At 53.7% G+C, this 23,995-nt stretch carries 25 protein-coding genes and 5 tRNA genes; 5 read left to right on the plus strand and 25 right to left on the minus strand.

Annotation, left to right across the window (positions count from 1 at the left end; genetic code table 11):
* Positions 1–52: 52 nt before the first annotated feature.
* A complete protein-coding gene (locus PGH32_RS13305; protein ID WP_314427797.1) occupies positions 53–580 on the plus strand; it encodes a GNAT family N-acetyltransferase in 528 nt (175 codons plus the stop codon).
* Positions 581–645: 65 nt separating this feature from the next.
* Positions 646–1,344 (plus strand): CTP synthase C-terminal region-related (seleno)protein, encoded by a 699-nt coding sequence (locus PGH32_RS13310; RefSeq protein WP_314427800.1) that lies wholly within the window; start codon positions 646–648, stop codon positions 1,342–1,344.
* A 128-nt stretch (positions 1,345–1,472) separates the two neighbouring features.
* On the opposite strand, the gene PGH32_RS13315 is transcribed toward PGH32_RS13310, so the two are convergent.
* The 6 genes from PGH32_RS13315 to ffh all read right to left on the minus strand — a co-directional run bounded on the left by PGH32_RS13315 (position 1,473) and on the right by ffh (position 6,097).
* The gene (locus PGH32_RS13315; protein WP_443112779.1) at positions 1,473–2,396 is read right to left on the minus strand and encodes a DMT family transporter; all 924 of its coding nucleotides are present in this window, start codon (positions 2,394–2,396) and stop codon (positions 1,473–1,475) included.
* 187 nt (positions 2,397–2,583) lie between these two features.
* Positions 2,584–2,934, minus strand: a complete 351-nt coding sequence (rplS, locus tag PGH32_RS13320) for a 50S ribosomal protein L19 (protein ID WP_314427808.1) — start codon at positions 2,932–2,934, stop codon at positions 2,584–2,586.
* Positions 2,935–2,983: 49 nt separating this feature from the next.
* The gene (gene trmD / locus PGH32_RS13325; RefSeq protein ID WP_105593985.1) at positions 2,984–3,754 is read right to left on the minus strand and encodes a tRNA (guanosine(37)-N1)-methyltransferase TrmD; all 771 of its coding nucleotides are present in this window, start codon (positions 3,752–3,754) and stop codon (positions 2,984–2,986) included.
* Between the two features lie 35 nt (positions 3,755–3,789).
* Positions 3,790–4,332, minus strand: a complete 543-nt coding sequence (rimM, locus tag PGH32_RS13330) for a ribosome maturation factor RimM (RefSeq protein WP_314427811.1) — start codon at positions 4,330–4,332, stop codon at positions 3,790–3,792.
* Positions 4,333–4,350: 18 nt separating this feature from the next.
* On the minus strand, positions 4,351–4,599 hold the full coding sequence (gene rpsP, locus PGH32_RS13335) for a 30S ribosomal protein S16 (protein ID WP_105593983.1): 249 nt from the start codon (positions 4,597–4,599) through the stop codon (positions 4,351–4,353).
* Positions 4,600–4,735: 136 nt separating this feature from the next.
* Positions 4,736–6,097, minus strand: coding sequence for a signal recognition particle protein (ffh, locus tag PGH32_RS13340; RefSeq protein WP_314427815.1), 1,362 nt, complete (start codon positions 6,095–6,097; stop codon positions 4,736–4,738).
* 167 nt (positions 6,098–6,264) lie between these two features.
* On the opposite strand from ffh, the gene PGH32_RS13345 reads away from it, so the two are divergent.
* Positions 6,265–7,056, plus strand: a complete 792-nt coding sequence (locus tag PGH32_RS13345) for a cytochrome C assembly family protein (protein ID WP_314427817.1) — start codon at positions 6,265–6,267, stop codon at positions 7,054–7,056.
* A 22-nt stretch (positions 7,057–7,078) separates the two neighbouring features.
* Positions 7,079–8,371: an HlyC/CorC family transporter gene (locus PGH32_RS13350; RefSeq protein WP_337894297.1), complete on the plus strand. Its 1,293-nt coding sequence runs from the start codon at positions 7,079–7,081 to the stop codon at positions 8,369–8,371.
* A gap of 76 nt (positions 8,372–8,447) precedes the next feature.
* Here the strand turns inward: PGH32_RS13350 and luxS are convergent, their stop codons facing one another.
* From luxS to PGH32_RS13445, 19 genes are all read right to left on the minus strand, one after another.
* Positions 8,448–8,963 (minus strand): S-ribosylhomocysteine lyase, encoded by a 516-nt coding sequence (gene luxS, locus PGH32_RS13355; RefSeq protein ID WP_105593979.1) that lies wholly within the window; start codon positions 8,961–8,963, stop codon positions 8,448–8,450.
* Positions 8,964–9,117: 154 nt separating this feature from the next.
* Entirely contained in the window at positions 9,118–10,677 is a 1,560-nt protein-coding gene (gene gshA / locus PGH32_RS13360; RefSeq protein ID WP_337894298.1) for a glutamate--cysteine ligase, read from the minus strand.
* Between the two features lie 72 nt (positions 10,678–10,749).
* Complete coding sequence (locus PGH32_RS13365; RefSeq protein WP_314427829.1) at positions 10,750–11,178, minus strand: YqaA family protein; 429 nt, start codon at positions 11,176–11,178, stop codon at positions 10,750–10,752.
* Complete coding sequence (yqaB, locus tag PGH32_RS13370; protein ID WP_314427832.1) at positions 11,175–11,741, minus strand: fructose-1-phosphate/6-phosphogluconate phosphatase; 567 nt, start codon at positions 11,739–11,741, stop codon at positions 11,175–11,177. The genes PGH32_RS13365 and yqaB overlap by 4 nt, the downstream gene beginning before the upstream one ends.
* A 282-nt stretch (positions 11,742–12,023) precedes the next feature.
* Positions 12,024–12,100: transfer RNA gene (locus PGH32_RS13375), tRNA-Arg, on the minus strand.
* Positions 12,101–12,124: 24 nt separating this feature from the next.
* Positions 12,125–12,201 (minus strand) — tRNA-Arg (locus PGH32_RS13380).
* A 78-nt stretch (positions 12,202–12,279) separates the two neighbouring features.
* Positions 12,280–12,356: transfer RNA gene (locus PGH32_RS13385), tRNA-Arg, on the minus strand.
* 110 nt (positions 12,357–12,466) lie between these two features.
* Positions 12,467–12,543, minus strand: a tRNA-Arg gene (locus PGH32_RS13390).
* A 4-nt stretch (positions 12,544–12,547) separates the two neighbouring features.
* Positions 12,548–12,640: transfer RNA gene (locus tag PGH32_RS13395), tRNA-Ser, on the minus strand.
* A 359-nt stretch (positions 12,641–12,999) separates the two neighbouring features.
* On the minus strand, positions 13,000–13,185 hold the full coding sequence (gene csrA / locus PGH32_RS13400) for a carbon storage regulator CsrA (protein WP_004155916.1): 186 nt from the start codon (positions 13,183–13,185) through the stop codon (positions 13,000–13,002).
* Positions 13,186–13,431: 246 nt separating this feature from the next.
* Positions 13,432–16,059, minus strand: a complete 2,628-nt coding sequence (alaS, locus tag PGH32_RS13405; RefSeq protein WP_314426133.1) for an alanine--tRNA ligase — start codon at positions 16,057–16,059, stop codon at positions 13,432–13,434.
* 137 nt (positions 16,060–16,196) lie between these two features.
* A complete protein-coding gene (locus tag PGH32_RS13410) occupies positions 16,197–16,709 on the minus strand; it encodes a regulatory protein RecX (RefSeq protein WP_314426132.1) in 513 nt (170 codons plus the stop codon).
* A gap of 191 nt (positions 16,710–16,900) precedes the next feature.
* Positions 16,901–17,962, minus strand: a complete 1,062-nt coding sequence (gene recA / locus PGH32_RS13415; RefSeq protein ID WP_314426130.1) for a recombinase RecA — start codon at positions 17,960–17,962, stop codon at positions 16,901–16,903.
* A 94-nt stretch (positions 17,963–18,056) separates the two neighbouring features.
* On the minus strand, positions 18,057–18,551 hold the full coding sequence (pncC, locus tag PGH32_RS13420; protein ID WP_314426127.1) for a nicotinamide-nucleotide amidase: 495 nt from the start codon (positions 18,549–18,551) through the stop codon (positions 18,057–18,059).
* Positions 18,548–19,423 (minus strand): trans-aconitate 2-methyltransferase, encoded by an 876-nt coding sequence (gene tam, locus PGH32_RS13425; RefSeq protein WP_337894299.1) that lies wholly within the window; start codon positions 19,421–19,423, stop codon positions 18,548–18,550. Before tam ends, pncC begins: the two co-directional genes overlap by 4 nt.
* 95 nt (positions 19,424–19,518) lie before the next feature.
* Positions 19,519–20,604, minus strand: a complete 1,086-nt coding sequence (gene mltB, locus PGH32_RS13430) for a lytic murein transglycosylase B (RefSeq protein WP_337894300.1) — start codon at positions 20,602–20,604, stop codon at positions 19,519–19,521.
* 138 nt (positions 20,605–20,742) lie between these two features.
* Entirely contained in the window at positions 20,743–21,003 is a 261-nt protein-coding gene (locus tag PGH32_RS24715; RefSeq protein ID WP_443112797.1) for an RcnB family protein, read from the minus strand.
* 510 nt (positions 21,004–21,513) lie between these two features.
* A complete protein-coding gene (locus tag PGH32_RS13440) occupies positions 21,514–22,077 on the minus strand; it encodes a winged helix-turn-helix domain-containing protein (RefSeq protein WP_337894302.1) in 564 nt (187 codons plus the stop codon).
* A 195-nt stretch (positions 22,078–22,272) separates the two neighbouring features.
* Positions 22,273–23,160, minus strand: a complete 888-nt coding sequence (locus PGH32_RS13445) for a LysR family transcriptional regulator (RefSeq protein WP_337894303.1) — start codon at positions 23,158–23,160, stop codon at positions 22,273–22,275.
* A 119-nt stretch (positions 23,161–23,279) separates the two neighbouring features.
* On the opposite strand from PGH32_RS13445, the gene PGH32_RS13450 reads away from it, so the two are divergent.
* Positions 23,280–23,975: an RraA family protein gene (locus tag PGH32_RS13450; protein WP_314426114.1), complete on the plus strand. Its 696-nt coding sequence runs from the start codon at positions 23,280–23,282 to the stop codon at positions 23,973–23,975.
* Positions 23,976–23,995: the final 20 nt, after the last annotated feature.

Consider the following 23,995-nt stretch of genomic DNA (forward strand, 5'->3'; position numbering starts at 1 on the left):
GTATTGTTGGCGTTTATCAATGATTGATTAAGGCAATACCCAGGGGGAGTGAATGGAATTTATCATGCGGGAATTTGAGGATGCTGATGCAGCGGCCTTCGCGCTGGCGGTTAATCAGTCACTGGATACCCTGCTGCCGTGGATGACATGGGCACATAAGAATTATACGGAAGATGAGGCCCGGCTCTGGTTTCACCTGACTCAGCTACAGCGCCAGCAGGGTACGGCCAATGAGCTGGGTCTGTTCGCCGCCGATGGCCGCCTGCTGGGCGGGGCCGGTATACGCTACAGCAGCAATCCCCTCATCCCCTGCTCCCTGGGCTACTGGGTCCGCAGCAGCGAACAGCGCCAGGGGATTGCCAGCAATGCGGTTCTCCGCCTGGCAAGCCATGCTTTCAGCCAGCCGGACATTGATGTGATTGAGATCCTTGCCGCAGAGAGAAATATCGCCAGCCGTACCGTTGCCGAAAAAGTGGGGGCGAAGACTATCGCGATCCGCTACGGGCTGATCGTGCTGGACAGCGGTCCGGTCAGCACCGTTATCTATCATCTGCATCGCCCTTCCCCGGAAGAGCGTTAAGATAATATTGTCAGGCCAGGCCGACTCCGATAGCATTCTGTTTTACCTGCACAGGATAATTAGCCATGACGTCTCACGTTCGCTTAGCCCTGATTGGAGATTACCGCGCCGAGGCGGTTGCTCATCAGGCCATTCCTCTGGCGGTGGATCTTGCCGCTCACTCCCTGAATCTCAATGTCACTGCCGAATGGCTACCAACGCCGGACCTTACCGATCCGTCAGTGCTGGCCAGATATGATGCCCTCTGGCTGGTTCCCGGCAGTCCCTACCTGAATGATGACGGTGCGTTTATGGCAATCCGCCATGCGCGTGAAAGCAGTCTGCCGTTTCTGGGCTCCTGCGGCGGCTTTCAGTATGCGGTGGTGGAATATGCCCGCAACGTTCTGGGCTGGAAGGATGCGGGCCATGCCGAAACCGACAGCGGCGGGCGCCTGGTCATTGCGCCGTTGAGCTGTTCACTGGTAGAAAAGACCGGCACTATCGTTATTCAGCCCGACACGCGGCTGGCCGGACTGTACGGTAAACGTGAGATTGAGGAAGGCTACCACTGTAACTATGGCGTGAATGCTGATTTTGTCAGCGAGCTGCAGTCCCACTCGCTGCGAATCAGCGCTCACGATCTTGATGGTGATGTTCGCGCCATTGAGCTGCCCGGGCATCCGTTCTTTATGGCCACCCTGTTCCAGTCGGAACGTGCCGCCCTGCGTAATGAACTGTCGCCGATGGTCGTTGAGCTTCTGCGCGTGGCCAGCCAGCACGCATAAAAATAAATAGGGCCACGAGAGCGTCTGGCCCCGTTATTCTCGTTATTGCAATCAGTCTTACTTTCCGTGCTGAGCTTTGCCTGGCATTCCGTACTCAGCCCTGCCTGGCTTTCCGTACTGAGCTGAGCCTAGCTTTCCGTACTCAGCGAAGCCACGATCCGCCGATTACGCCGCTCAAAGTACATCGAAATCATTCCCCCTGATACCACCAGCGCGGCACCGATCAGCGTTACCGACTCCGGCATATTTCCCCAGAACAGATAACCGATCATAGCCGACCAAATCAGCGTGGTGTAATCAAACGGTGCAAGCAGTGAAGCATCGGCATAGCGCAGGCTCAACGTCAGCAGTATTTGCGTAATGCCGCCCAGCAGTCCACAGCTGATGAGTAACACCAGCTGCCGGGTATTCGGTACCGACCAGCCGAACCACAGCGTGGTCAGTGAAGTCAGCGTGGTCATGACCGCAAACCAGAAAGCAATCGCTCCCGGCTTTTCAATACCGTTCAGATAGCGGATCTGAATCGACGCGCCGGCAATACACACCGCGGCCGCTAATGCGAGGATGATTCCCAGGGAGGAGGTCCAGCTGACGGAGGTAAACGCCCCCTCACGATTAAAGAACAGGTGCCCCGACAGCATAACCAGAATGCCGGCAAACCCGGCAGCAACGGCTATCCAGCGATAAAACTTCACTTTTTCCCGCAGAATAACCGCCGCCATGACTACGGTAATCAGCGGAGCGGCATAGTTGATCGCCGTTACGTCAACGAGGGAAATATAGATCAGCGAAAGATAACTAAAGTAGAGCCCGCCGGTACCGGCCAGGCCGCGCACAAAGTGCCCGCGAACGTTCTTCGTCCTGATGCCGTCCAGAATACTGCCCTGACACCACAGCCAGATAAACAGAGGGATCAGCGCGATAAACGATCGGAAGAAAATCACTTCACCGACGGGGATGCTGCCGTCGAGGTCTTTAACACAGGCCATCATCAGCGTTGAACTCAGCGCCGCGGCGATTTTCATCGAAATACCCGTCGAAGGGCTACTCATATCAGGAAAGGTTCCGACAGTGGGGATATTAAACCAACATACTCGCTACGCTGTTTAAATGAGCTTTTAAATCAGTGCATAACGGCATTAAATTTTTTATTTCTGCCCTGGTCGGCAGAGAATTTTCCATAAAAAAAAGGGGCTAGCAGACGCTAACCCCTTTTTACTATTAACTATCAGATGTCGCTTAAGCGCCCAGACGTTCTTTGATACGTGCAGACTTACCAGTACGCTCACGCAGGTAGTACAGTTTAGCTTTACGCACAGCACCGCGACGTTTCACGGTAATGCTGTCAATAACTGGGGAGTGAGTCTGGAATACACGCTCAACGCCTTCGCCATTGGAAATTTTGCGAACAGTGAATGCAGAGTGCAGACCGCGGTTACGAATAGCGATAACCACGCCCTCGAATGCCTGCAGACGCTTTTTAGCACCTTCAACGACCCATACTTTCACTTCCACGGAATCACCCGGACGGAATGAAGGTACGTCTTGCTTCAGCTGTTCTTCTTCAAGTTGCTTGATAATGTTGCTCATAATTAAATCTCTTATCCTGGGTAAACTGATAGTTAAGGCGAACCCGGCATTATGCCTGTCCAGCCGTCTCATCGTTTTGTTGCCTGGCGTGTTCCCGTTGGAACTCGGCCAGCAACTTTGCTTGCTCTACAGTCAGAGCCAGGTTTTCCAGAAGTTCAGGTCTTCTAAGCCAGGTACGGCCCAGCGACTGTTTCAGACGCCACCGGCGAATATCGGCATGGTTGCCCGACAGCAGAACTGGCGGAACCTCCATCCCTTCTAACACTTCAGGGCGGGTGTAGTGTGGGCAATCCAGCAAACCGTCAGAAAACGAATCTTCTTCCGCCGACGCCTGTTTCCCCAGCACTCCCGGAATAAACCGGGAAACCGAGTCAATCAGCGTCATTGCTGGCAGCTCGCCACCGCTGAGTACGTAATCCCCAATCGACCATTCTTCATCGATTTCGGTTTTGATTACGCGCTCATCAATCCCTTCATAACGACCACAGACCAGAATTAACTTCTGATTGGTCGCCAGTTCGCAAACTCCATCTTGATCGAGTTTGCGGCCCTGAGGTGAAAGATAAATCACCTTAACGCCTTCCCCTGCCGCCGCTTTTGCTGCGTGAATGGCATCCCGTAAGGGCTGAACCATCATTAGCATTCCCGGACCGCCGCCGTATGGACGTTCATCCACGGTACGATGACGATCGTGAGCGAAATCACGAGGACTCCAGCTCTGAATGCTGAGCAGGCCATTTTTTACTGCCCGGCCAGTTACTCCGTAATCGGTAACTGCGCGAAACATTTCAGGAAACAGGCTGATTATGCCAATCCACATACTTTGCGCCGGAGTATTACCGTTTTGTTCGGAGTTCAAAAACCAGGATCCCAATCTACTGTGATAGAACGCGTAGTGAGATCGACATTCTTGATAACCTGTTCATCGAGGAACGGAATCAACCGCTCCTGGACACCAAATGCATCTTTCAGGTTTGCCTTCACGACCATAACGTCGTTTGAGCCGGTTTCCATCATATCGATGACTTTACCGAGCTCGTAGCCTTCAGTGGTGACAACCTGGCAGCCCATAAGGTCTTTCCAGTAATATTCACCGTCAAGCTCCGGCAGTTGCTCCGAGTCCACGACAATTTCGCAATTAGTCAGCAGACCTGCAGCATCACGATCGTCAATGCCTTTGACTTTGATGATCATGTCCTGATTGTGGCGCTTCCAGCTTTCCAGCTCGACATGCTGCCACTGACCCGCCCGCTGGATAAACCACGGCTGATAGTCAAAAATGCTTTCGGCGTCTTCGGTGGAGGAAAACACTTTGAGCCAACCACGGATACCGTAGGCCGAGCCCATCTTTCCCAGAATTAACGGGTTAGCGGGAGGCTGGTTGTGTTGCTTGCTCATGTTGACCACCGTGACAGATTAAGCTGCTTTCTTTGCTTCTTTGACCAGCGCACCAACGCGGTCGGACAGAGTTGCGCCCTGGCCAACCCAGTGCTCAATGCGGTCCAGATCAAGACGCAGTGCTTCAGCCTGACCAGATGCGATCGGGTTGAAGAAACCAACGCGCTCAATGAAACGGCCATTGCGAGCATTACGGCTGTCAGTGACGACTACCTGGTAGAATGGACGCTTTTTAGCGCCGTGACGTGCCAAACGAATTGTTACCATAACATCCTCTTTAGTTAATAAAACAACCGGGCCCCATTGAGGGAACGGGGCCCGGGTGCAATATAAAAAGCCCGAAAATTTTACTCATTTTGGCGAAAAAAGCAACCTAATTCGCCCGAGCGCTTTTCCGGCTTGTTTAACGGCCTGGGAAACCAGGCGGCATCATACCTTTCATGCCGCGCATCATCTTCGCCATGCCACCTTTTTTCATCTTTTTCATCATGCGCTGCATGTCGTCAAACTGCTTCAGTAAGCGGTTAACGTCCTGCACCTGCATACCTGAACCGGTTGCAATACGACGCTTGCGGGAGCCTTTGATAATCTCAGGCTTCTCGCGCTCTTTACGCGTCATGGAATTAATCATCGCTTCCATACGCACCAGGACTTTATCGTCCATCTGCGATTTTACGTTGTCCGGCAGCTGGCCCATCCCCGGCAGTTTACCCATCAGGCTGGCCATGCCGCCCATATTACGCATCTGCTTGAGCTGGTCGAGGAAGTCGTTCAGGTCAAAACCGTCGCCCTTCTTCAGCTTGCTGGCCAGTTTTTCGGCCTGCGCACGGTCAACTTTGCTTTCGATATCTTCGATCAGCGACAGCATGTCGCCCATGCCGAGGATGCGTGACGCAATACGCTCAGGATAGAACGGCTCAAGGGCTTCGGTCTTCTCACCGACACCCATAAATTTGATAGGCTTGCCGGTGATGTGACGAATCGACAGCGCCGCACCACCACGGGCATCACCGTCGACCTTGGTCAGAATCACACCGGTCAGCGGCAGCGCTTCGTTAAACGCTTTTGCCGTATTGGCGGCATCCTGGCCGGTCATGGCATCAACAACAAACAGCGTTTCAACCGGGTTAATCGCGGCGTGGACCTGCTTGATCTCGTCCATCATCGCTTCATCAACGTGCAGTCGACCGGCGGTATCCACCAGCAGAACGTCGTAGAATTTCAGCTTCGCCTGCTGCAGAGCATTCTTAACAATATCAACCGGCTTCTGGCTGAGGTCGGAAGGACAAAAATCAACACCAACCTGTTCCGCCAGGGTTTCCAGCTGTTTGATCGCCGCCGGGCGATAAACGTCGGCAGAAACCACTAATACCTTTTTCTTGTGCTTTTCACGCAGGAACTTACCGAGTTTACCGACGCTGGTGGTTTTACCCGCACCCTGCAGACCGGCCATCAAAACGACAGCCGGCGGCTGAGCGGCCAGGTTCAGAGTGTTATTCTCCTCTCCCATGGCGGCAACCAGCTCATTTTTAACGATCTTGACGAATTCCTGGCCTGGGGTCAGGCTTTTGTTCACATCATGACCGACAGCGCTTTCTTTTACACGGCTGATAAATTCACGTACCACCGGCAGCGCAACGTCGGCTTCCAACAGCGCCATGCGCACTTCGCGCAGCGTGTCTTTAATATTGTCTTCTGTCAGCCGTCCACGGCCGCTGATATTGCGCAGGCTCTGCGACAATCGATCGGATAAATTAGTAAACATCGTCTCTCGCTTAACGGTAATGAGAGGCCGCCAGGGCGACACAATGGGCCGGATTATAACACAGAGATGCCGGGATCTCAGCCATATGCGATGAGATCGTTTGGAGCCTGCTGCCGCTGGCGCTATACTGACTTTTTTAACAGTCCTGGCCGGTACTAACACTTAATATGTCCGTATTTGCGATCCTGGCACTATTCGCCTATTCATGTAGCCTTGCACTGATTGTTCCCAGCCTGCTGCGTAAAAATAGTAGCTGGCGCAGGCTGGCCGTTTTGTCTGCCGTCGTCGCGCTGGTGTTTCACGCCGTTGCACTGGAACAGCGTATCTTCTCCCAGGGCGGAGGACAGAACCTTAGCCTGCTGAATATCGGTTCTCTGGTCAGCCTGCTGATCTGCTCGATCATGACCATTGTCGCCTCGCGCAATCGTGGCTGGATCCTGCTGCCGATTGTTTACAGCTTTGCGTTAATTAATCTGGCGTTTGCCACCTTCGTTCCGAATGCCTTTATCACCCATCTGGAAACCACGCCGGGCATGATGGTGCATATTGGCCTGGCGTTGTTTGCCTATGCTACGCTGATCATTGCGGCTCTTTACGCGCTGCAGCTGGCCTGGATTGACTGGCTGTTGAAAACCAAGAGGCTGGCGTTTACCACTGACATACCGCCGCTCATGACCATCGAGCGGAAAATGTTTCATATCACCCAGATTGGCGTCGTACTGCTGACGCTGGTGCTGTGTACCGGCCTGTTCTTTTTACCGGACCTTTTCAGCCGCGAAAATATTGATAAAGCCGTACTGTCATTCCTGGCCTGGTTCCTCTATATCGTCCTGCTGTGGGGCCATTATCATGAGGGCTGGCGCGGGCGTCGCGTTGTCTGGTTCAACTGCGGCGGTGCGTTTCTGCTGACCATGGCCTATTTCGGCAGCCGCATGCTGCAGCACTTTTTAACCTCCTGATCGACCACAACAAGGATTTCCCTTGGAACACGTTTCCACCACGACTCTGATCGTGACGCTGATTGTCATGATTCTGGTATCAGCGTACTTTTCCGGCTCCGAAACCGGCATGATGACGCTTAACCGCTACAAGCTGCGCCATCAGGCCAAAAACGGCGATCGCGCCGCGCGCAGGGTGGAGAAATTACTCCGCCGCCCCGATCGCCTGATAAGCCTTGTGCTCATTGGTAATAACCTGGTGAATATTCTGGCTTCTGCGCTGGGCACCATCGTCGGAATGCGGCTGTACGGCGATGCCGGCGTGGCGATTGCCACCGGTATCCTTACCTTCCTGGTGCTGGTCTTTGCGGAGGTGCTGCCGAAAACCATCGCCGCGCTCTACCCGGAGAAAGTGGCGTTCCCCAGCAGCGTACTGCTCGGCCCCCTGCAGATAGTGATGATGCCGCTGGTATGGCTACTCAATACGATTACCCGCCTGCTGATGCGCATGGTGGGCATGAAGAGCGACGGTTCGGTTAATTCCGCATTGAGTAAAGAAGAGCTGCGCACCATCGTTTACGAGTCGCGCTCGCTGATGTCGCACCGTAATCAGGACATGCTGCTGTCGGTACTTGACCTCGACAAGGTCAACGTCGATGACATCATGGTGCCGCGTAATGAGATTGTCGGCATCAATATCAACGATGACTGGAAATCCATCGTCCGCCAGCTGGCCCACTCCCCGCACGGCCGCATCGTTCTTTATCGCGACTCGCTGGACGATACCATCAGCATGCTGCGCGTACGTGAAGCCTATCGTCTGATGACGGAAAAAAGGGAGTTCACCAAAGAGGTGATGCTGCGCGCCGCGGACGAAATTTACTACGTGCCCGAGGGTACGCCGCTGAACGTACAGCTGGTGAAGTTTCAGCGCAATAAAGAAAAAGTCGGGCTGGTTGTCGATGAGTATGGCGACATCAAAGGATTAGTCACCATTGAAGATATTCTGGAAGAGATCGTCGGTGATTTCACCACCTCGATGTCGCCATCGCTGGCTGAAGAGGTTGTGCCACAGAATGACGGTACCGTGCTGATTGAAGGCAGTGCCAACGTGCGCGAACTCAATAAAGCGTTTAACTGGACGCTGCCGGAAGAAGGTGCGCGCACCGTCAACGGTATGATCCTCGAAGAGCTACAGGATATTCCGTTACCCGATACCACCATACATATTGGTCAATACGCGGTAGATATTCTGGACGTGCAGGAAAATATGATTAAGCAGGTGCGCGTAACGCCGCAGAAGCCGTTAAAAGAGTCGGCGAGTTCATCATCGTAAATACCCTCTCCTGCGGCTGCAGAAGAGGATCAACCGATAACAGGGACGTTCGGTGAATCCGATCGCCCCAAACCGTTTAGATATGCAGTTCTTTCAGTTTTTCTTTCGGTAAAGCCAGGTCTTCATTACGATTCACGCGGATATCGTTAGCGATAATGTGGCGCGCGATTTCCTGTGCTTCTTCCAGTGAGTGCATCTCACAGGTGCCGCACTGATAGATGTTCAGCTCAGGAATATCATTCTGGTTGGCAACCTTGAGAACATCCTCCATTGCCGCTTTCCACGCCTTCGCCACGCGCTGCTCATCCGGTACACCAATCAGGCTCATATAGAACCCCGTGCGGCATCCCATCGGCGAGATATCAACGATTTCAACGCCTTCACCGTTCAGGTGATCGCGCATAAAACCGGCGAACAGGTGTTCCAAAGTATGGATACCGCGCTCAGGCAGGATTTCGATGTTCGGTCGGCAGAAACGCAGATCGAAAACGGTGATGGTATCGCCATGAGGGGTCTTCATGGTCTTAGCTACGCGGACTGCAGGAGCGGCCATGATGGTGTGATCAACGGTAAAGCTATCCAGCAATGGCATATTGTTACCTCAACTAATGAATTTATTTTAGATATCGTGAAACTTTTTCTGTCAGCTCGCGTCTGACTATATGAAAGACGCGCATTTGTTATCATCATCCCTGACAACAGAGATGTTACTTTGGCCACAGTGATGTGGCCATTTTCTTTTAGCGCTAGCCTTTATCTTTCAGAAACTCTTCCAGGCTCAGCGTATCACTTTCTTCAATCTGCTGCTGGCTTACCTGCGAGCGCCGCGCTTCCTGAGCGAACTGTTCATCACTCAATACTTCCAGCGACTCTTCATTCAGCTGTTGACGATACTGCTCGGCCAGCGCCAGTCCGGTACCGGCAATACCGTTTTCCTTCAGCGATTGCAGGAAACGTGCGGAGTAGGTCAAATCCGGATCGTCAAACGATGCCACCAGGCGATCGCACACCTGCTGATAGTGGTTTTCCCCACTCTGACCGTCCAGCGTTTCAGCCACCCGCTTCAGATCGCGGAACAGCGCTTTGCCCACCTCAACCAGCGGTTGTTCCGTCTCTCCGCAGCCTATACCGATGGTTTGCCCTGGCTTACGGCCTTCCAGAATCACCCGGTTCCAGTTTTTACGCGTACAGAGCAGCTCATCGCTGTTCATATCCGGCGCTTCCGCCAGGGTACACCAGATCAGGAACAGATCCAGGAAGCGCACCTGATTATCATCAACCCCGATAGCCGAGAACGGGTTAATGTCCAGCGAGCGCACTTCAATATATTCTATGCCGCCACGCAGCAGCGCATCGGAAGGGGCTTCACCGGAACGCGTCACGCGCTTCGGCCTGATTGGCGCATACAGTTCATTTTCAATCTGCAGCACATTGGTATTCAGCTGCAGCCAGTCACCGTTAGCGTCCTTCACGCCCATCGCCGCAAACTCAGCGGAGGGGGTTTTAATCGCCGCCTTCAGCGCTTTGATATAGCCAGGCAGGTCGTTAAAGGTAATGCCAAGGTTGCTCTGCGACTTATTGGTATAACCGAGATCGCTCAGGCGCAGGGAGGTGGCATACGGTAACGACAGCATGCCCTGTTCACTGCGATCGAACGGCAGATTGCTTTCTTTACCCTGCAGGAAAGAGGAGCAGATAGCCGGTGACGCACCGAACAGATAAGGGATAATCCAGCCAAAGCGATAGTAATTGCGTATCAGACGCAGGTAGCCGTCTGAAATCGCCTCTTTACCGCTTTCCGCATCTTCTACGCCTGCCCAGGCCTGCCAGAAGGAGAGCGGCAGCGAGAAGTTATAATGCACGCCGGAAATCACCTGCATCAAGGCACCGTAGCGATTTTTCAGCCCCTGGCGGTACAGCGTTTTCATGCGGCCAATGTTCGAGCTGCCGTACTGAGCCAGTTCAATGTCCTGCCCCGGTTCAATAATACACGGCATACTCATCGGCCACATAAGCTCTTCACCCAGCTCGCGCGAGGTGTGACGATGAATATCACGCAAGAATGCCAGCAGATGATCAATATCCTGATCGACCGGCGTGATAAATTCTAACAGCGCTTCCGCAAAATCGGTGGTGATCCACTTATGCGTTAAGGTGGATCCCAGAGACGATGGGTGCCGGGTTGTAGCCAGATGTCCATCGGGCCTGACACGCAGCGTTTCGCGTTCAATACCGCGACCAATTCCTTTAAGTGCGCCAGGGTGGGCTTCCAGCCACGCAAGTGCCTGTGATACGTCCGGGATCAAATTGACCTCCCGCTCAGAGAAAATTTATTATTGTTAAGCATAATGTTAACCGTAGCACCATCTAATAGCGAATCAATGCCACCATTCCATGCCCTGTAAAGTTGCAGCAGCCAGCACTATATATCGCAAGGTTTTGCCAACGGCGAGGAAAAACACCATTGGCAGCCAGGCGAAACGCAGCCAGCCGGCAATAACGCACAGCAGGTCACCGATCACCGGTAACCAGCTCAATAGCAGCGCGGCTGGCCCCAAACGATGCAGCCATGCCATTGCTGTTTTATGCCATCGCCCCTGTTCTTTTAGCGGCAGCAGGCGACCGATCAGAATGTTTGTCAGGCCACCGAGAGTGTTACCCACGGCAGCAATCACCACCAGAGTTACGGCCGAAGCTTTGCCGGCCAGCAACAGGCCAACCAGCATCGCCTCTGAGCTGCCGGGCAACAGCGTAGCACTCAGAAAACTGCTGGCAAACATCGAACCGTAAGTCAGCCACTCAGTCACAGCAGACGAACATCAACAGCATCCATACCCGCTGCACGCGCGGCCTGCAAACCAAAGTCAGCATCTTCAAATACCACGCAGCGCGCAGGCGGAACGCCTATCAGTTCGGCGCAGCGAATAAATGTATCAGGCTCTGGCTTATGACGTTTAACATCATCTGCTCCGACAATGGCCGAGAAGTAATCACGCAGTCCCAGATGCTGCAACAGCGCAACCGCCATGGCATGTTCACTACCGGTTCCTACCGCCATCGGGCGGCGCCCCTTATAGGCTTTCACCACGTCAATCAGCGGCAGCGGTTTCACCACATCGAACAGTATGCTTTTAAATAGAGAGGTCTTCTCCGCGGCAAGGCGGTGAGGATCGAGATCGCTCTGATGCTGCTCAACGATAAACTGGGCAATGCGCCAGGTCGGAGAACCATTAAGGCCAATCAGCGCCTTTTCATCAAATGCCATCCCGTGCTGAGCCAGCACCTGACGCCAGGCCTGGCGGTGCGTGGGTTCAGTATCGAGGATGGTGCCATCCATATCGAAAATCAAGCCGTCGTAAGCGTCGTACATTCTCTTAACCACCCTGATAAAGGAACGATTACTTTAGCGTAAAGCCGTATGAATGTCGCTGTCAGCGTGGATCCGCAAATGCCTTGAAAGCCATAGGGATTTCTAACAGCAAATCGGCCGCAGGAAAACGAATTAAAATGCAGGATAACAGCGGATAACGGGCTAAAGATAAAAAGACAGAGGGGGAACGAACAGATGAGGAAAACAGGGTGACGGCAACATGGCGGCACAATCGTAGATGGCCGACGAGCGAGATTGAGGAATAGTAGAAATCAGGAGAGATGGTGCATCCAGGAGGATTCGAACCTCCGACCGCTCGGTTCGTAGCCGAGTACTCTATCCAGCTGAGCTATGGATGCATCGGGAAATGCTTGACTAAAATATGGTGCATCCAGGAGGATTCGAACCTCCGACCGCTCGGTTCGTAGCCGAGTACTCTATCCAGCTGAGCTATGGATGCATCGGAAAAACTTTTGATTGGGGGGTAACGCGACAAACCTGAGGAGATACTGAAGAAAATCACTGCCACTCTGATGAATGGTGCATCCAGGAGGATTCGAACCTCCGACCGCTCGGTTCGTAGCCGAGTACTCTATCCAGCTGAGCTATGGATGCATTGCTAATTCTTGTATAACGCAGGGTGCTTAACTACTCACCGCGACACAGGCTGCTAACGCTGTATCGTACTACTTCTTATAAAGCCGCTTATGCCACTTTAAGAGAGATGGTGCATCCAGGAGGATTCGAACCTCCGACCGCTCGGTTCGTAGCCGAGTACTCTATCCAGCTGAGCTATGGATGCAAAATGGCGGTGAGGCGGGGATTCGAACCCCGGATGCAGCTTTTGACCGCATACTCCCTTAGCAGGGGAGCGCCTTCAGCCTCTCGGCCACCTCACCACTAGCACTCTTTCGAGTTGTGCTTCAGAACTTTCTAACTGCTCATCGGCACTGCGTGGCGCACATATTACTTTCTGGGCGTTGTAAGTCAAACAATTTCTCCCCCTTTTTTCGCCCTCTGCGTTCAATTGCACAAAAGCCATGCAATCCGGCGGTTTTAAAGGCAAAAAGAGTGAATTATCAACAGTAAAAACGGCGTACTGCGATCAAAAGCACAGGGCGAAAAACCCGCGAGGCTTGCTGATTTGATGGAAAAGTCAGGGAGCAAAAACAAGAATGTCAAAATTGTGGGGCAAAATGAGGGCGAATCGGGGCAAAGCGGCAGTGGCCTCGCTACGAAGAGCGAGGCGCTGAATACGTTAGTAGCTCGTTTGCTGAGTTTTTTCAGCCTGGATACGCTGATAAATCTCTTCGCGATGCACCGATACTTCTTTAGGGGCGTTCACACCAATACGGACCTGGTTACCTTTAACACCCAGCACAGTTACAGTAACCTCATCACCGATCATGAGGGTTTCACCAACTCGACGAGTTAGAATAAGCATTCTTTGCTCCTTGAAAGATTAAAAGAGTCGGGTTAACTGTTCCCGGCATTATCCATCATACAACGTGCAATGTAGGTTATGACAAATACACCAAGAGTGCATCCTCATACTAATACATTCTGCTGATACTTAGTTTAGCCGAAAACCTGCTCATCAACCTGACTTTATGATTACAGTGCGCACCGCATACGAAGAGCGCCAGGATTTTTCCTCCTGGCGCTCTACAGCGGTACATTCTTATCGGTGTTACAGTTTTGCAGCCACCCAGGACTCAACGCCAGCCAGCGCAGCAGGAAGAGCCTGCGCATCTGTACCACCCGCCTGAGCCATGTCCGGCCTACCGCCACCTTTCCCGCCGACCTGCTGTGCAAGTTCGCCAACCAGCTCACCCGCTTTAACACGATCGGTCAGGTCTTTAGTCACCCCACTGATCAGGGAGACTTTTCCATCTGCAACGGTTGCCAGCACGATAACCGCGGAGCCGAGCTGATTTTTCAGATCGTCTACCATCGTACGCAGCATTTTCGGCTCTACGTTTTTCAATTCACTCACCAGCAGCTTCGTGCCCTTCACGGCAATCGCTTTACTGCTCAGGAGACTGCTCTCCTGCGCTGCCTGCTGGTCTTTCAGCTGCTGCAGTTCTTTTTCCAGTCCGCGTGCGTGGTCGATCAGCGCGCGAACCTTATCATTCAGATTATTGCTATTCGCTTTCACCAACTGAGCAATATCCAGCAGCTGCTCGCTCTGGCTGTAAACCTGAGACAGTGCGCCCTCGCCCGTTACGGCTTCAATACGGCGCACGCCCGCAGCCGTACCGGATTCGGAAAGAATGCGGAACAGACCGATGTCGCCGGTGCGGCTGGCGTGAACGCCACCACACAGCTCGGTTGAGAAGTCACCCATGCCGACGACGCGCACATGGTCATCATACTTCTCGCCAAACAGCGCCATAGCGCCTTTGGCTCTGGCCGCTTCCAGCTCCATGATATTGGTATCAATCGCCAGGTTGCGACGGATCTGCGCGTTGACGATCTCTTCAACCTGGCGGATTTCCTGCGGCTTCATCGCTTCAAAATGCGAGAAGTCAAAACGCAGGTACTTATCGTTCACCAGTGAGCCTTTCTGTGCCACGTGATCGCCCAGAACCTGGCGCAGCGCAGCATGCAGCAGGTGCGTTGCGGAGTGGTTAAGACGGATACGTGCACGACGCGCTTCATCAACCTGAGCCGCCAGACGATCGCCAATGCGTAATGTTCCCACGGCCAGTTTGCCGCTGTGGCCAATCGCCTGACCGTATTTTTGGGTATCGGTCACGGTAAAGCTGGCGTTATCACCTTTCAGTTCGCCCGTATCGCCAACCTGTCCGCCTGATTCGCCGTAGAATGGCGTTTCATCCAGAACAATCACCCCTTCCTGACCGGCGGTGATTTCGCTGGCCGCCTGGCCATTAACGAAAATGGCGGTAACGGTCGCATTCAGCGCCAGCTGGTCATAGCCTTTAAACGCTGATGCTTTATCAATGCTGATCACGCTGCTGTAGTCAGCGCCAAAACCGCTGGCATCACGCGCGCGCTGGCGCTGCTGCTCCATCGCCCGCTCGAAACCTTCTTCATCAATTTTCAGGTTACGCTCACGGCACACATCGGCGGTCAGATCGACCGGGAAACCAAAGGTGTCATACAGGCGGAAGACGGTTTCACCGTCCAGGGTATCGCCCTGCAGTTTTTCCAGCTCGTCGTCCAGCAGCGCCAGACCACGCTCCAGCGTTTTCGCGAACTGCTCTTCTTCTGACTTGAGAACCTGCTCAACCTGAGCCTGCTGGCGCTGCAGCTCTTCGCCTGCCGCACCCATCACTTCAATCAGTGGAGCAACCAGCTTGTAGAAGAAGGTGCCCTTCGCACCCAGCATGTTGCCGTGACGAACCGCACGACGAATGATACGACGCAGCACGTAGCCGCGGTTTTCATTCGATGGGATCACGCCATCGGCAATCAGGAAGGCACAGGAGCGGATATGGTCAGCAATCACGCGCAGCGATTTATTGCCGAGATCGCTGGCACCGGTAACCTGCGCCACGGCCGCAATCAGTTTGGCGAACAGATCGATTTCATAGTTAGAGTTCACATGCTGCAGAACCGCAGAGATACGCTCCAGCCCCATTCCGGTATCAACCGAAGGCTTAGGCAGCGGCAGCATGGTACCGTCAGGCTGACGGTTAAACTGCATAAATACGATATTCCAGATCTCGATGTAGCGGTCACCGTCCTCTTCCGGGCTGCCCGGAGGGCCACCCCAGATGTGGTCGCCGTGGTCGAAGAAAATTTCAGAGCACGGACCGCAAGGGCCGGTATCGCCCATCTGCCAGAAGTTGTCAGAGGCGTAAGCGCCGCCTTTGTTGTCGCCGATGCGAATAATACGCTCGCGCGGTACGCCGATTTCATTCGCCCAGATATCAAAGGCTTCATCATCGGTTTCGTACACGGTCACCCACAGTTTTTCTTTCGGCAGTGCAAACCACGCCGAACCGGTCAACAGTTCCCAGGCAAAGGCGATCGCCTCTTTCTTGAAATAGTCACCAAAACTGAAGTTGCCCAGCATCTCGAAGAAAGTATGGTGGCGGGCCGTGTAGCCAACGTTTTCAAGATCGTTGTGTTTACCACCGGCGCGCACGCAGCGCTGCGAAGTTGTCGCACGGGTGTAGTTACGCTTATCCTGGCCAAGGAAGACGTCCTTGAACTGGTTCATCCCGGCGTTGGTAAACAGCAAGGTCGGATCGTTGTTGGGGACGAGGGAGCTACTGGCTACAACCTGATGTCCCTTGCTCTGGAAAAAGTCGAGAAACGCTTGACGAATCTCCGCAGTGCTCTTGCTCATATTTGTCCTGGAATCACGCTAACGAACGTTTCGTGGGTCTTACTGCGCCGGAATAACATCTGCCTGCGGCGACACACGAACAAAAAGTGGTGAATAAGATAAATTTTCTTCCGAGGGAAGTAAAATCCCATTGGCGCTCAATCATCAAAATTTGTGAAAACAGACCTGATATCTTCCATAAAGAAGCCTTTTGTCATCAGATAACGCTGCACTTTGGCTTTTTCCTTCCATTCCGTAGGAAGCGGTAAGCCAAACTTCCGCTCAACGAGGCTAAAGGCCAGGCTTTGCCAGTCGGTTTCCGTGTTAAACATTGCCTCATCGATTAAGGCTTTGTCCACTCCCTTCTGTCCCAGCTCCAGCCTGATGCGCTGTGGGCCATAGCCTTTTCTGCTGCGCCCCGCCAGATAACGTTCAGCAAAGCGGGCATCGTCCAGCCAGTTGTGCTGATAGCACCATTCCACCACCCGATCGACCTCTTCCGTCGTTAACGGCTCTGGTGGTGTTTCACTGCGGGAAAACTGCGCCGCGCGTTCCGTGGCTATCGTCAGCTTACGGCGAAACTCTGCCTCGCTGTGGTCGCGCATGGCAAGAATACGCGTTGCGCGCTCCAGCAGGCGGGCATGCCGGGTGCGTTCTGAATGTTCGGTCATAAAGGCAGTACCATTTTAATGCAAAAACGCATCCATAAGGGTAACGTCTGACGACGAGGCTGGCGAGGAAAAAACGCCGCGGGGGCAGGAGGTTTGGCCGGATTATGATGATCTGCACGCAGCAGACATCGCCCATAAAAAAAGGAACGGGGTTACCGTTCCTTTTTCGTATTGCAAAAAAGTCAGACGAATCAGAAGTCTTCGTGAGTTTCTTCGCTCGCTTCTTCTGCCGTAGGGACGAAATCAGCTTTCTGGTCCTGGCTGTTCAGCAGCATCTCACGCAGCTTCGCATCGATTTCGTTGGCTTTTTCCGGGTTCTCTTTCAGGAAGTTTGAAGCATTCGCTTTACCCTGACCGATTTTGTCACCGTTATAGCTGTACCATGCACCCGCTTTTTCAATCAGCTTGTGCTTCACGCCCAGATCCACCAGCTCACCAAAGATGTTGATGCCTTCACCGTACATGATCTGGAATTCCGCCTGGCGGAAAGGCGCAGCGATTTTATTCTTCACCACTTTAACGCGGGTTTCACTGCCCACAACCTCGTCGCCCTCTTTAATCGCGCCGATGCGGCGGATATCCAGACGCACGGAGGCATAGAACTTCAGCGCGTTACCGCCGGTGGTGGTTTCCGGGTTACCAAACATCACACCAATCTTCATACGGATCTGGTTGATAAAGATCAGCAGCGTATTGGAGTTTTTCAGGTTACCTGCCAGCTTACGCATCGCCTGGCTCATCATACGTGCCGCAAGGCCCATATGGGAGTCACCAATCTCACCTTCGATTTCCGCTTTTGGCGTCAGGGCCGCAACGGAGTCAACGATGATGACATCGACTGCACCAGAACGCGCCAGCGCATCACAGATTTCCAGCGCCTGCTCACCGGTATCCGGCTGGGAACACAGCAGGTTATCGATATCCACGCCCAGCTTCTTGGCATAGACGGGATCCAGCGCGTGCTCGGCATCGATAAAGGCACAGGTTTTACCTTTACGCTGTGCGGCAGCAATCACCTGCAGAGTCAGCGTGGTTTTGCCTGAAGATTCCGGCCCGTAGATCTCGACGATACGGCCCATCGGCAGGCCGCCCGCGCCAAGCGCGATATCAAGCGATAAAGAGCCGGTAGAGATGGTTTCAACATCCATAGTGCGGTCTTCACCCAGGCGCATGATGGAGCCTTTACCAAATTGCTTTTCAATCTGGCCCAGCGCTGCTGCCAGTGCTTTTTGCTTGTTTTCGTCAATAGCCATTTTTACTCCTAGTCATGCGGGTAAAGCACACGCGGACGCTGCTTTGTCTCTAAAATATGCAGTGATTATACTGTATGGTCATACAGTATCAAGTTTAATTTTTCAGAAAACGATCGAGTAGGGTTTGTAGCGCCCGGGCGGTTGCCTGACGGCGCACCGCCTCTCGGTCTCCGCTGAAACAGCAGCGCTCGGCCTGCACTTCGCCCGTCGCACAGGCATAACCAAACCATACCGTACCGACCGGTTTTTCCTCGCTGCCGCCGTCAGGCCCGGCGATGCCGCTGACCGAAATCGCGAAATCCGCTGCGGCAGCGCGCAGCGCGCCCTGTGCCATTTCACGCACGACGGCTTCGCTGACGGCACCGTGTTCCAGCAGCGAACGCTCACTGACGCCGATCATTTGCTGTTTGGCCTCATTACTGTAGGTCACAAAACCGCGATGAAACCATGCAGAACTTCCTGCAATATCGGTCAGAACCTTGGCAATCCAGCCCCCGGTACAGGACTCGGCGGTGGTCACCGTCGCACCACGGGCTAACAGCAGCTGGCCAACACGGGTACTTAACTGCGTGAATTGTTCATCCGTCATTGTGAGTACCTTTTCGTTTTATTGCCGCAAAGCCTACCATTTTTACGCCACTCCGGGAGCAGAGGAAGCCGTTTTTGCGGCCCCTCTTCCAGCCCGGCGTTAAATTTTTGCGCCACCATAAACAAACGGGGGAAGTCCATCAGCAGGTTGCCATCGGCCCGGACAGGATAGGCCCGGGCAATTTCGGCCTGATATTCGGCCAGATAGGCCTCCTGCTGCGGCTCATCCAGAGCGGCAAGAAACGGCCGCAGCCCGGTCGCGCGCAGCCAGTCAACGATCGCCTGTGGCGAAGGCATCACGTGATAATAGGTGGTACGCCAGATATCAACCCGGCATCCCGCCCCACCAAGCAGATCGTAATACTGCTCCGTGGACAGCAGCTTCTTCCTGTCTGCGGCCTGCGGATCGATAACATCCACCCACGGGGCACGCTGCGCCACCTCGCGCATCAGGCGATGGGTAGGTTGTTCAAGGTTATCCGGCATTTGTACCGCCAGCACGCCCGATGGGGCAAGCTGGGAAATCAGATGGGGTAAAAGGGTCTGATGCTCCGTCAGCCACTGCAGCGATGCGTTGGCATAGATAACATCCTGCGGTTGAGCAGCCTGCCACCGGCGAATATCTTCGCGGGCAAAGGTACACCCGGGCAGTCGCTGCTGCGCTTGATCGAGCATCGCCTGTGAGCTGTCCAGCCCGGTAACGTGTGCAGCGGGCCAGGCGTTGCACAGCAGTTCGGTACTGTTGCCCGGCCCGCAGCCGAGATCGGTGGCAAAGGTAACGTGAGTCAGGGGGATTCGGCTCAGCAGCTCCTGCGCCGGACGGGTACGTTCTGCTTCAAACTGCCGGTAAAGATCGGGGTTCCAGTCTTTCATTATTCCTCGCTCGGTAAGTTGTGCGACCGGACACAGTGTAGGCCCGGCCGCGCTGGCGATAAATAACGAAATCGCAACAATTTCACCTGCAGGAATTACATTCCCCGGCGGGCGTGCCCTACCGCTTCTCCCAGCTGCCATACGGCCATCGCGTAATGGTTACTGTGGTTATAGCGGGTAATGGCATAGAAGTTTGGCAGGCCGTACCAGTATTGATAGCTGCTGCCCATATCGAACTTAAGCAGGCTGACCTGCTGATTGTTATCCAGTGGGATCTGCGGCGACAGCCCGGCTGCGGCCAGCGTGGCCACCGAGTAGCGCGTTTTAAATCCGCTCTCCATACCCGGTGCCTGGCCATTGGCCTGCACGGCAACCGTGCCGTTGGTCAGCCAGCCGTGGGCCTGGAAATAGTGCGCCACGCTACCGATCGCATCCACCGGATCCCAGAGATTGATATGGCCGTCGCCGTTAAAGTCCACCGCATACTGTTTGAATGCCGACGGCATAAACTGACCGTAACCCATTGCACCGGCAAAGGAGCCGCGCAGATTCAGCGGGTCATCGCCCTCTTCACGCGCCATCAGCAGGAAGGTTTCCAGCTCCCCGCTAAAGTAGGCGGCGCGGCGCGGGTAGTTAAAGGACAGCGTCGCCAGCGCATCAAGGATGCGCGTTTTGCCCATCACCCTGCCCCAGCGGGTCTCAACGCCGATAATCCCGACGATAATCTCCGGCGGCACGCCGTAAACCTGCTGCGCGCGCTGCAGTGCATCCTGATACTGATTCCAGAAGGCCACACCGTTCTGCACATTGTCCGGCGTAATAAATTTGCTGCGGTAGCGTATCCAGGCGCCGTTAGGCCCGGTTGGCCCCTGAGCCGTTGTCGGAGCCTGGCGATCCATCAGCCGGATTATCCAGTCCAGATTTTTCGCCTGCCCGAGCACGTCATGAAGCTGCTGACGGTCGAAACCGTGCTCGCGCACCATTTTGTCGATAAAGGCATTCGCGGCCTGATTATCGGAAAAATCGCCCCCAAAAGGCGCGGCCGTATGATCGGGGCTGAGAAGGAAACCACCGTTACCCTTAAACGGATTACCGTGCGGTTCAGCCGGAGCCTGCTGCGGCTGGCTGCTACAGGCTGAAAGTAATGCGACTGCGGGGAGAAGAGTTGCCAGAAAACGCATGGGGTATCCATTTAACCGTGCATAAAGAATCAGAAAGCTGATGGTAAAACAGAGTCAGGATGGAATTAAAGTGGATTTACCCGTCGGGTAATAAAACTGCGCAGCGGGTAGAGAAAACGCCCCGCTGCGGATGTTCAATCAGTGTTTATAATAGATCTCACCGGATTCTGCTTTGAGAATTTTCCCGTCGGCATTGGCAATCATCACGTAATTACCGCCCATATAGGTCCAGTGGCTTTCGGCAACCGGGGCCGGCAGATGGCGTACCGTCCACTGGGTCACCTCATACTTCTTAGTGCGATAAAGATCGGGCACCGTGTCACCGATGGCAAAATGCGTAAAGTCAGCGAAGAAACTTTTTACGCTGTAGGGATCGGCGGGGTCAGTCGGTGCCTGCACGGCCTGGTCGGAGGGCTGCTCAGCGGTAGCGGTTTCGGCTGGCGCTTCCGTGGTCTGGCTTTCCTGCACGGCGGGATCCGCTTGCTGAGCAACCGATTCGGGAGCCTGCTGAACCGCATTCTGCTCGTCATCAGCCCAGGCAGCAGAAACGCTGCCCAGCGCCATCGTTGATAATACCGCTGAACACAACATCACTTGCAACTTACGCATAACGTCTCCACTTTTAACGACGATTAGCGACACGTCATTACGCCGTCGCCACAGATATCAGGATAGTTGATTCACTCAGGCTGGTTTCGATGTGCTTTGTTAGACGCTGTCGCCTGATATGAGTTCCCGCCTGAACGATCTGCGATGATAATGCGATGTTGCTGCACCAGGTCGCAAATTTTTGTTAAGAAAAATGACCGGGCATCCTGTTTGAATTAGCTGATTGTCGAAACGCGGGTAGTGTCCACGCTGTCGGATAAATACGGCCAACAAAGCACCGGCGAACGATTCCACCCAGCCTTACTTCAACGGCGGTAACCGTAAAATCACCGGTATCAACATCATTCCCCCGGCAAGTAAAGTCAGCACGACAGCGGCGGCGAAGACCCAAAGCCAGATTCGGCTCGCGTTAAACGGACCTTCCCCTGCCGATTGAGCAGAAATTGTCTTCTCTGAAAGTTCAGGCTGCTCACCAGGATGAGGTGCCTCACTCAGTGCGCCAGGCATGAGAACTTCATCGGCATCAATCTGCACTTTTACCCGATCGGCATCGATTCTGAAGCCCATTTTAGGTTCGGTGATAATCAGCGGGACTTCCAGACCAAGAGCCGCAAGCTGCTTCCTTAAACTGCTGATATAGTTGTTGAGATTGCTGCCGGAGGCAATCAGGTTGTGATCATCCCAGACTTTTTGCAACAGGGTATCGCGCGGCATTACGCTACCGTCACTTTCTAAAAATAAACAAAAGAGCCTGTTGCTGATTGGGGTTAGGACGCCCCTGGAGAGGTCGTCATCAATTCTCACCAAAGAACGGTCGTCGGGATTGTAGAGAAGCTGATTATCTATCCGGTATTGTTTCATCATCTGGCACTTGGGCACGCGGCTAATTTTGGAAGAATATCCAGATTAACCAGACCCAACAAGCTCATCAGTTCATCTATTAATACCATTAAGAAGAACAAGAACAATTCATGCATTAAGCCGAATAAAAATAATCATTACGCTGTTTTTTTAATGCTATGCAAAAAAATCGCAGATCGTTTTAAGATAGATACGTCCTTATTTTTGCCCGTACGCGCAGGTGATATCAATAACCTGCTGCGTGGCCGGTGATAAAAACGCATCCTGCAAAAAGGTGATGCCCACACGGCGGGTCATCACCAGCTGGCTGTTATCAATACGCGTCAGCAATGAGGCAAATTCTTTTTCTGCCAGACTGTTTTCAGAAATAAAGCTCAGCAGGCCGCTGCTGGCAATCAGCCCCGGAACGGCGGCCAGAGAGCTGATCTCGATTTTCACATCAGGCGCCGCACAGTGATTTTCATAGAAAATACGCTCCAGCCACTGGCGCATGGAAACGGTTTTAGCAGGCAGGATCCAGCCATAGCGGCTGAGTTCACGCAGGCTGGCTGGCCCGTTCGCCAGAGGATGGGAACGAGAGGCGGCCACCACCACCCTATCGGTCGTTACCGGAAGCTGCACCACCGGTTTGTTATAGCCCACCAGCGGCCCAATAATGATATCCAGTTCATGCTTATCAAGCAGGCTGAACAGGACATCATTCATGCCTATCTGGATTTCCAGCTTCACATTTGGCGCTTCCTGCTGCAGGCGCTTGCATACCTCCGGCAGCAGAAACTGGGTCGCGGATCCCGCGCTGCCTACCCGTACCACTCCCCGTCGTCCGTTGCTTAACTCCGCCATGGTTTTCGCGACGTCATCCCACGAGCTTTGCAGCATCAGCCCACGCTGGTAAAGGATATCCCCCGCTTCGGTCAGCACCAGACCCCGGCCGGAACGCCTGAACAGTTTGATATTAAGATCTTTTTCCAGGCGAGCGATCGACTTAGAAAGCGCTGGCTGGGTGATATTGAGGTTTTGTGAAGCCTGTCCCAAATTCATTATGCGGGCCGCCTCCATAAAGTAACCTAACTCTCTGTTATTCATCACTCATTCCTGGAATTCATTGATCTAATAAAAAAGTATATTAGTGGAAATAAATCATCACAACAATAATGTCCGCAAGGATAGCAGGCGTAAACAGATGATATTAACGCAGAGGTACTATGAATAACGAACGTAGCAGCTGGCCAGCCGGATTTTATATTGCTGAGCGTAAGAACATTCTCTCAAGCGAGATTATTGCAGAGTTTCAGTCTATTCCCGTCGCGGTGGCCGGAGACTGCACGGGGCGGATTAGCGGCGCGACCGGATTACAGCGTTACCATCAGGATGTGAATATCAGCATCTGCGGCCCGGCCATCACGGTTAAAGTCCGCCCGGGGGATAACCTGATGATCCATAAGGCGCTGGAGCAGGCGCAGCCCGGCGATGTGATCGTCATCGACGGCAGTGGCGACCTGACGCAGGCGCTGATCGGCGGACTGATCCGTACGACGGCGCTGACGAAGAAGATCGCCGGTTTTATCGTTGACGGAGCCATCCGGGATTTAGCCGAATGGGCCGATGGCCAGGTGCCGGTCTTTGCCAAAGGCCATACCCATCGCGGCCCGGATAAAAGCGGGCCGGGTGAAGTCAATGTGACGATTGCCTGCGGCGGCATGGTGGTTAACCCAGGCGATCTGGTGCTGGCTGACAGCGATGGCGCACTGGCTATTTCCCCGTATGACGCAGAGAGCGTGCTGGTCCGTGCCAAAGCGCATTTAAAGAAAGAGGACGCCATCAGAGCAAATAATGCCAGCGGCAGCAGCGATCCGGAACGATTTAACGCCATTTTGCGCAAAGCGGGTTGTCCGGTGTAAAAATATCGTTAACCCATAAT

Origin of the sequence: Erwinia sp. SLM-02 (assembly GCF_037450285.1) — a bacterium.
Classification (GTDB): Bacteria; Pseudomonadota; Gammaproteobacteria; order Enterobacterales; family Enterobacteriaceae; genus Erwinia.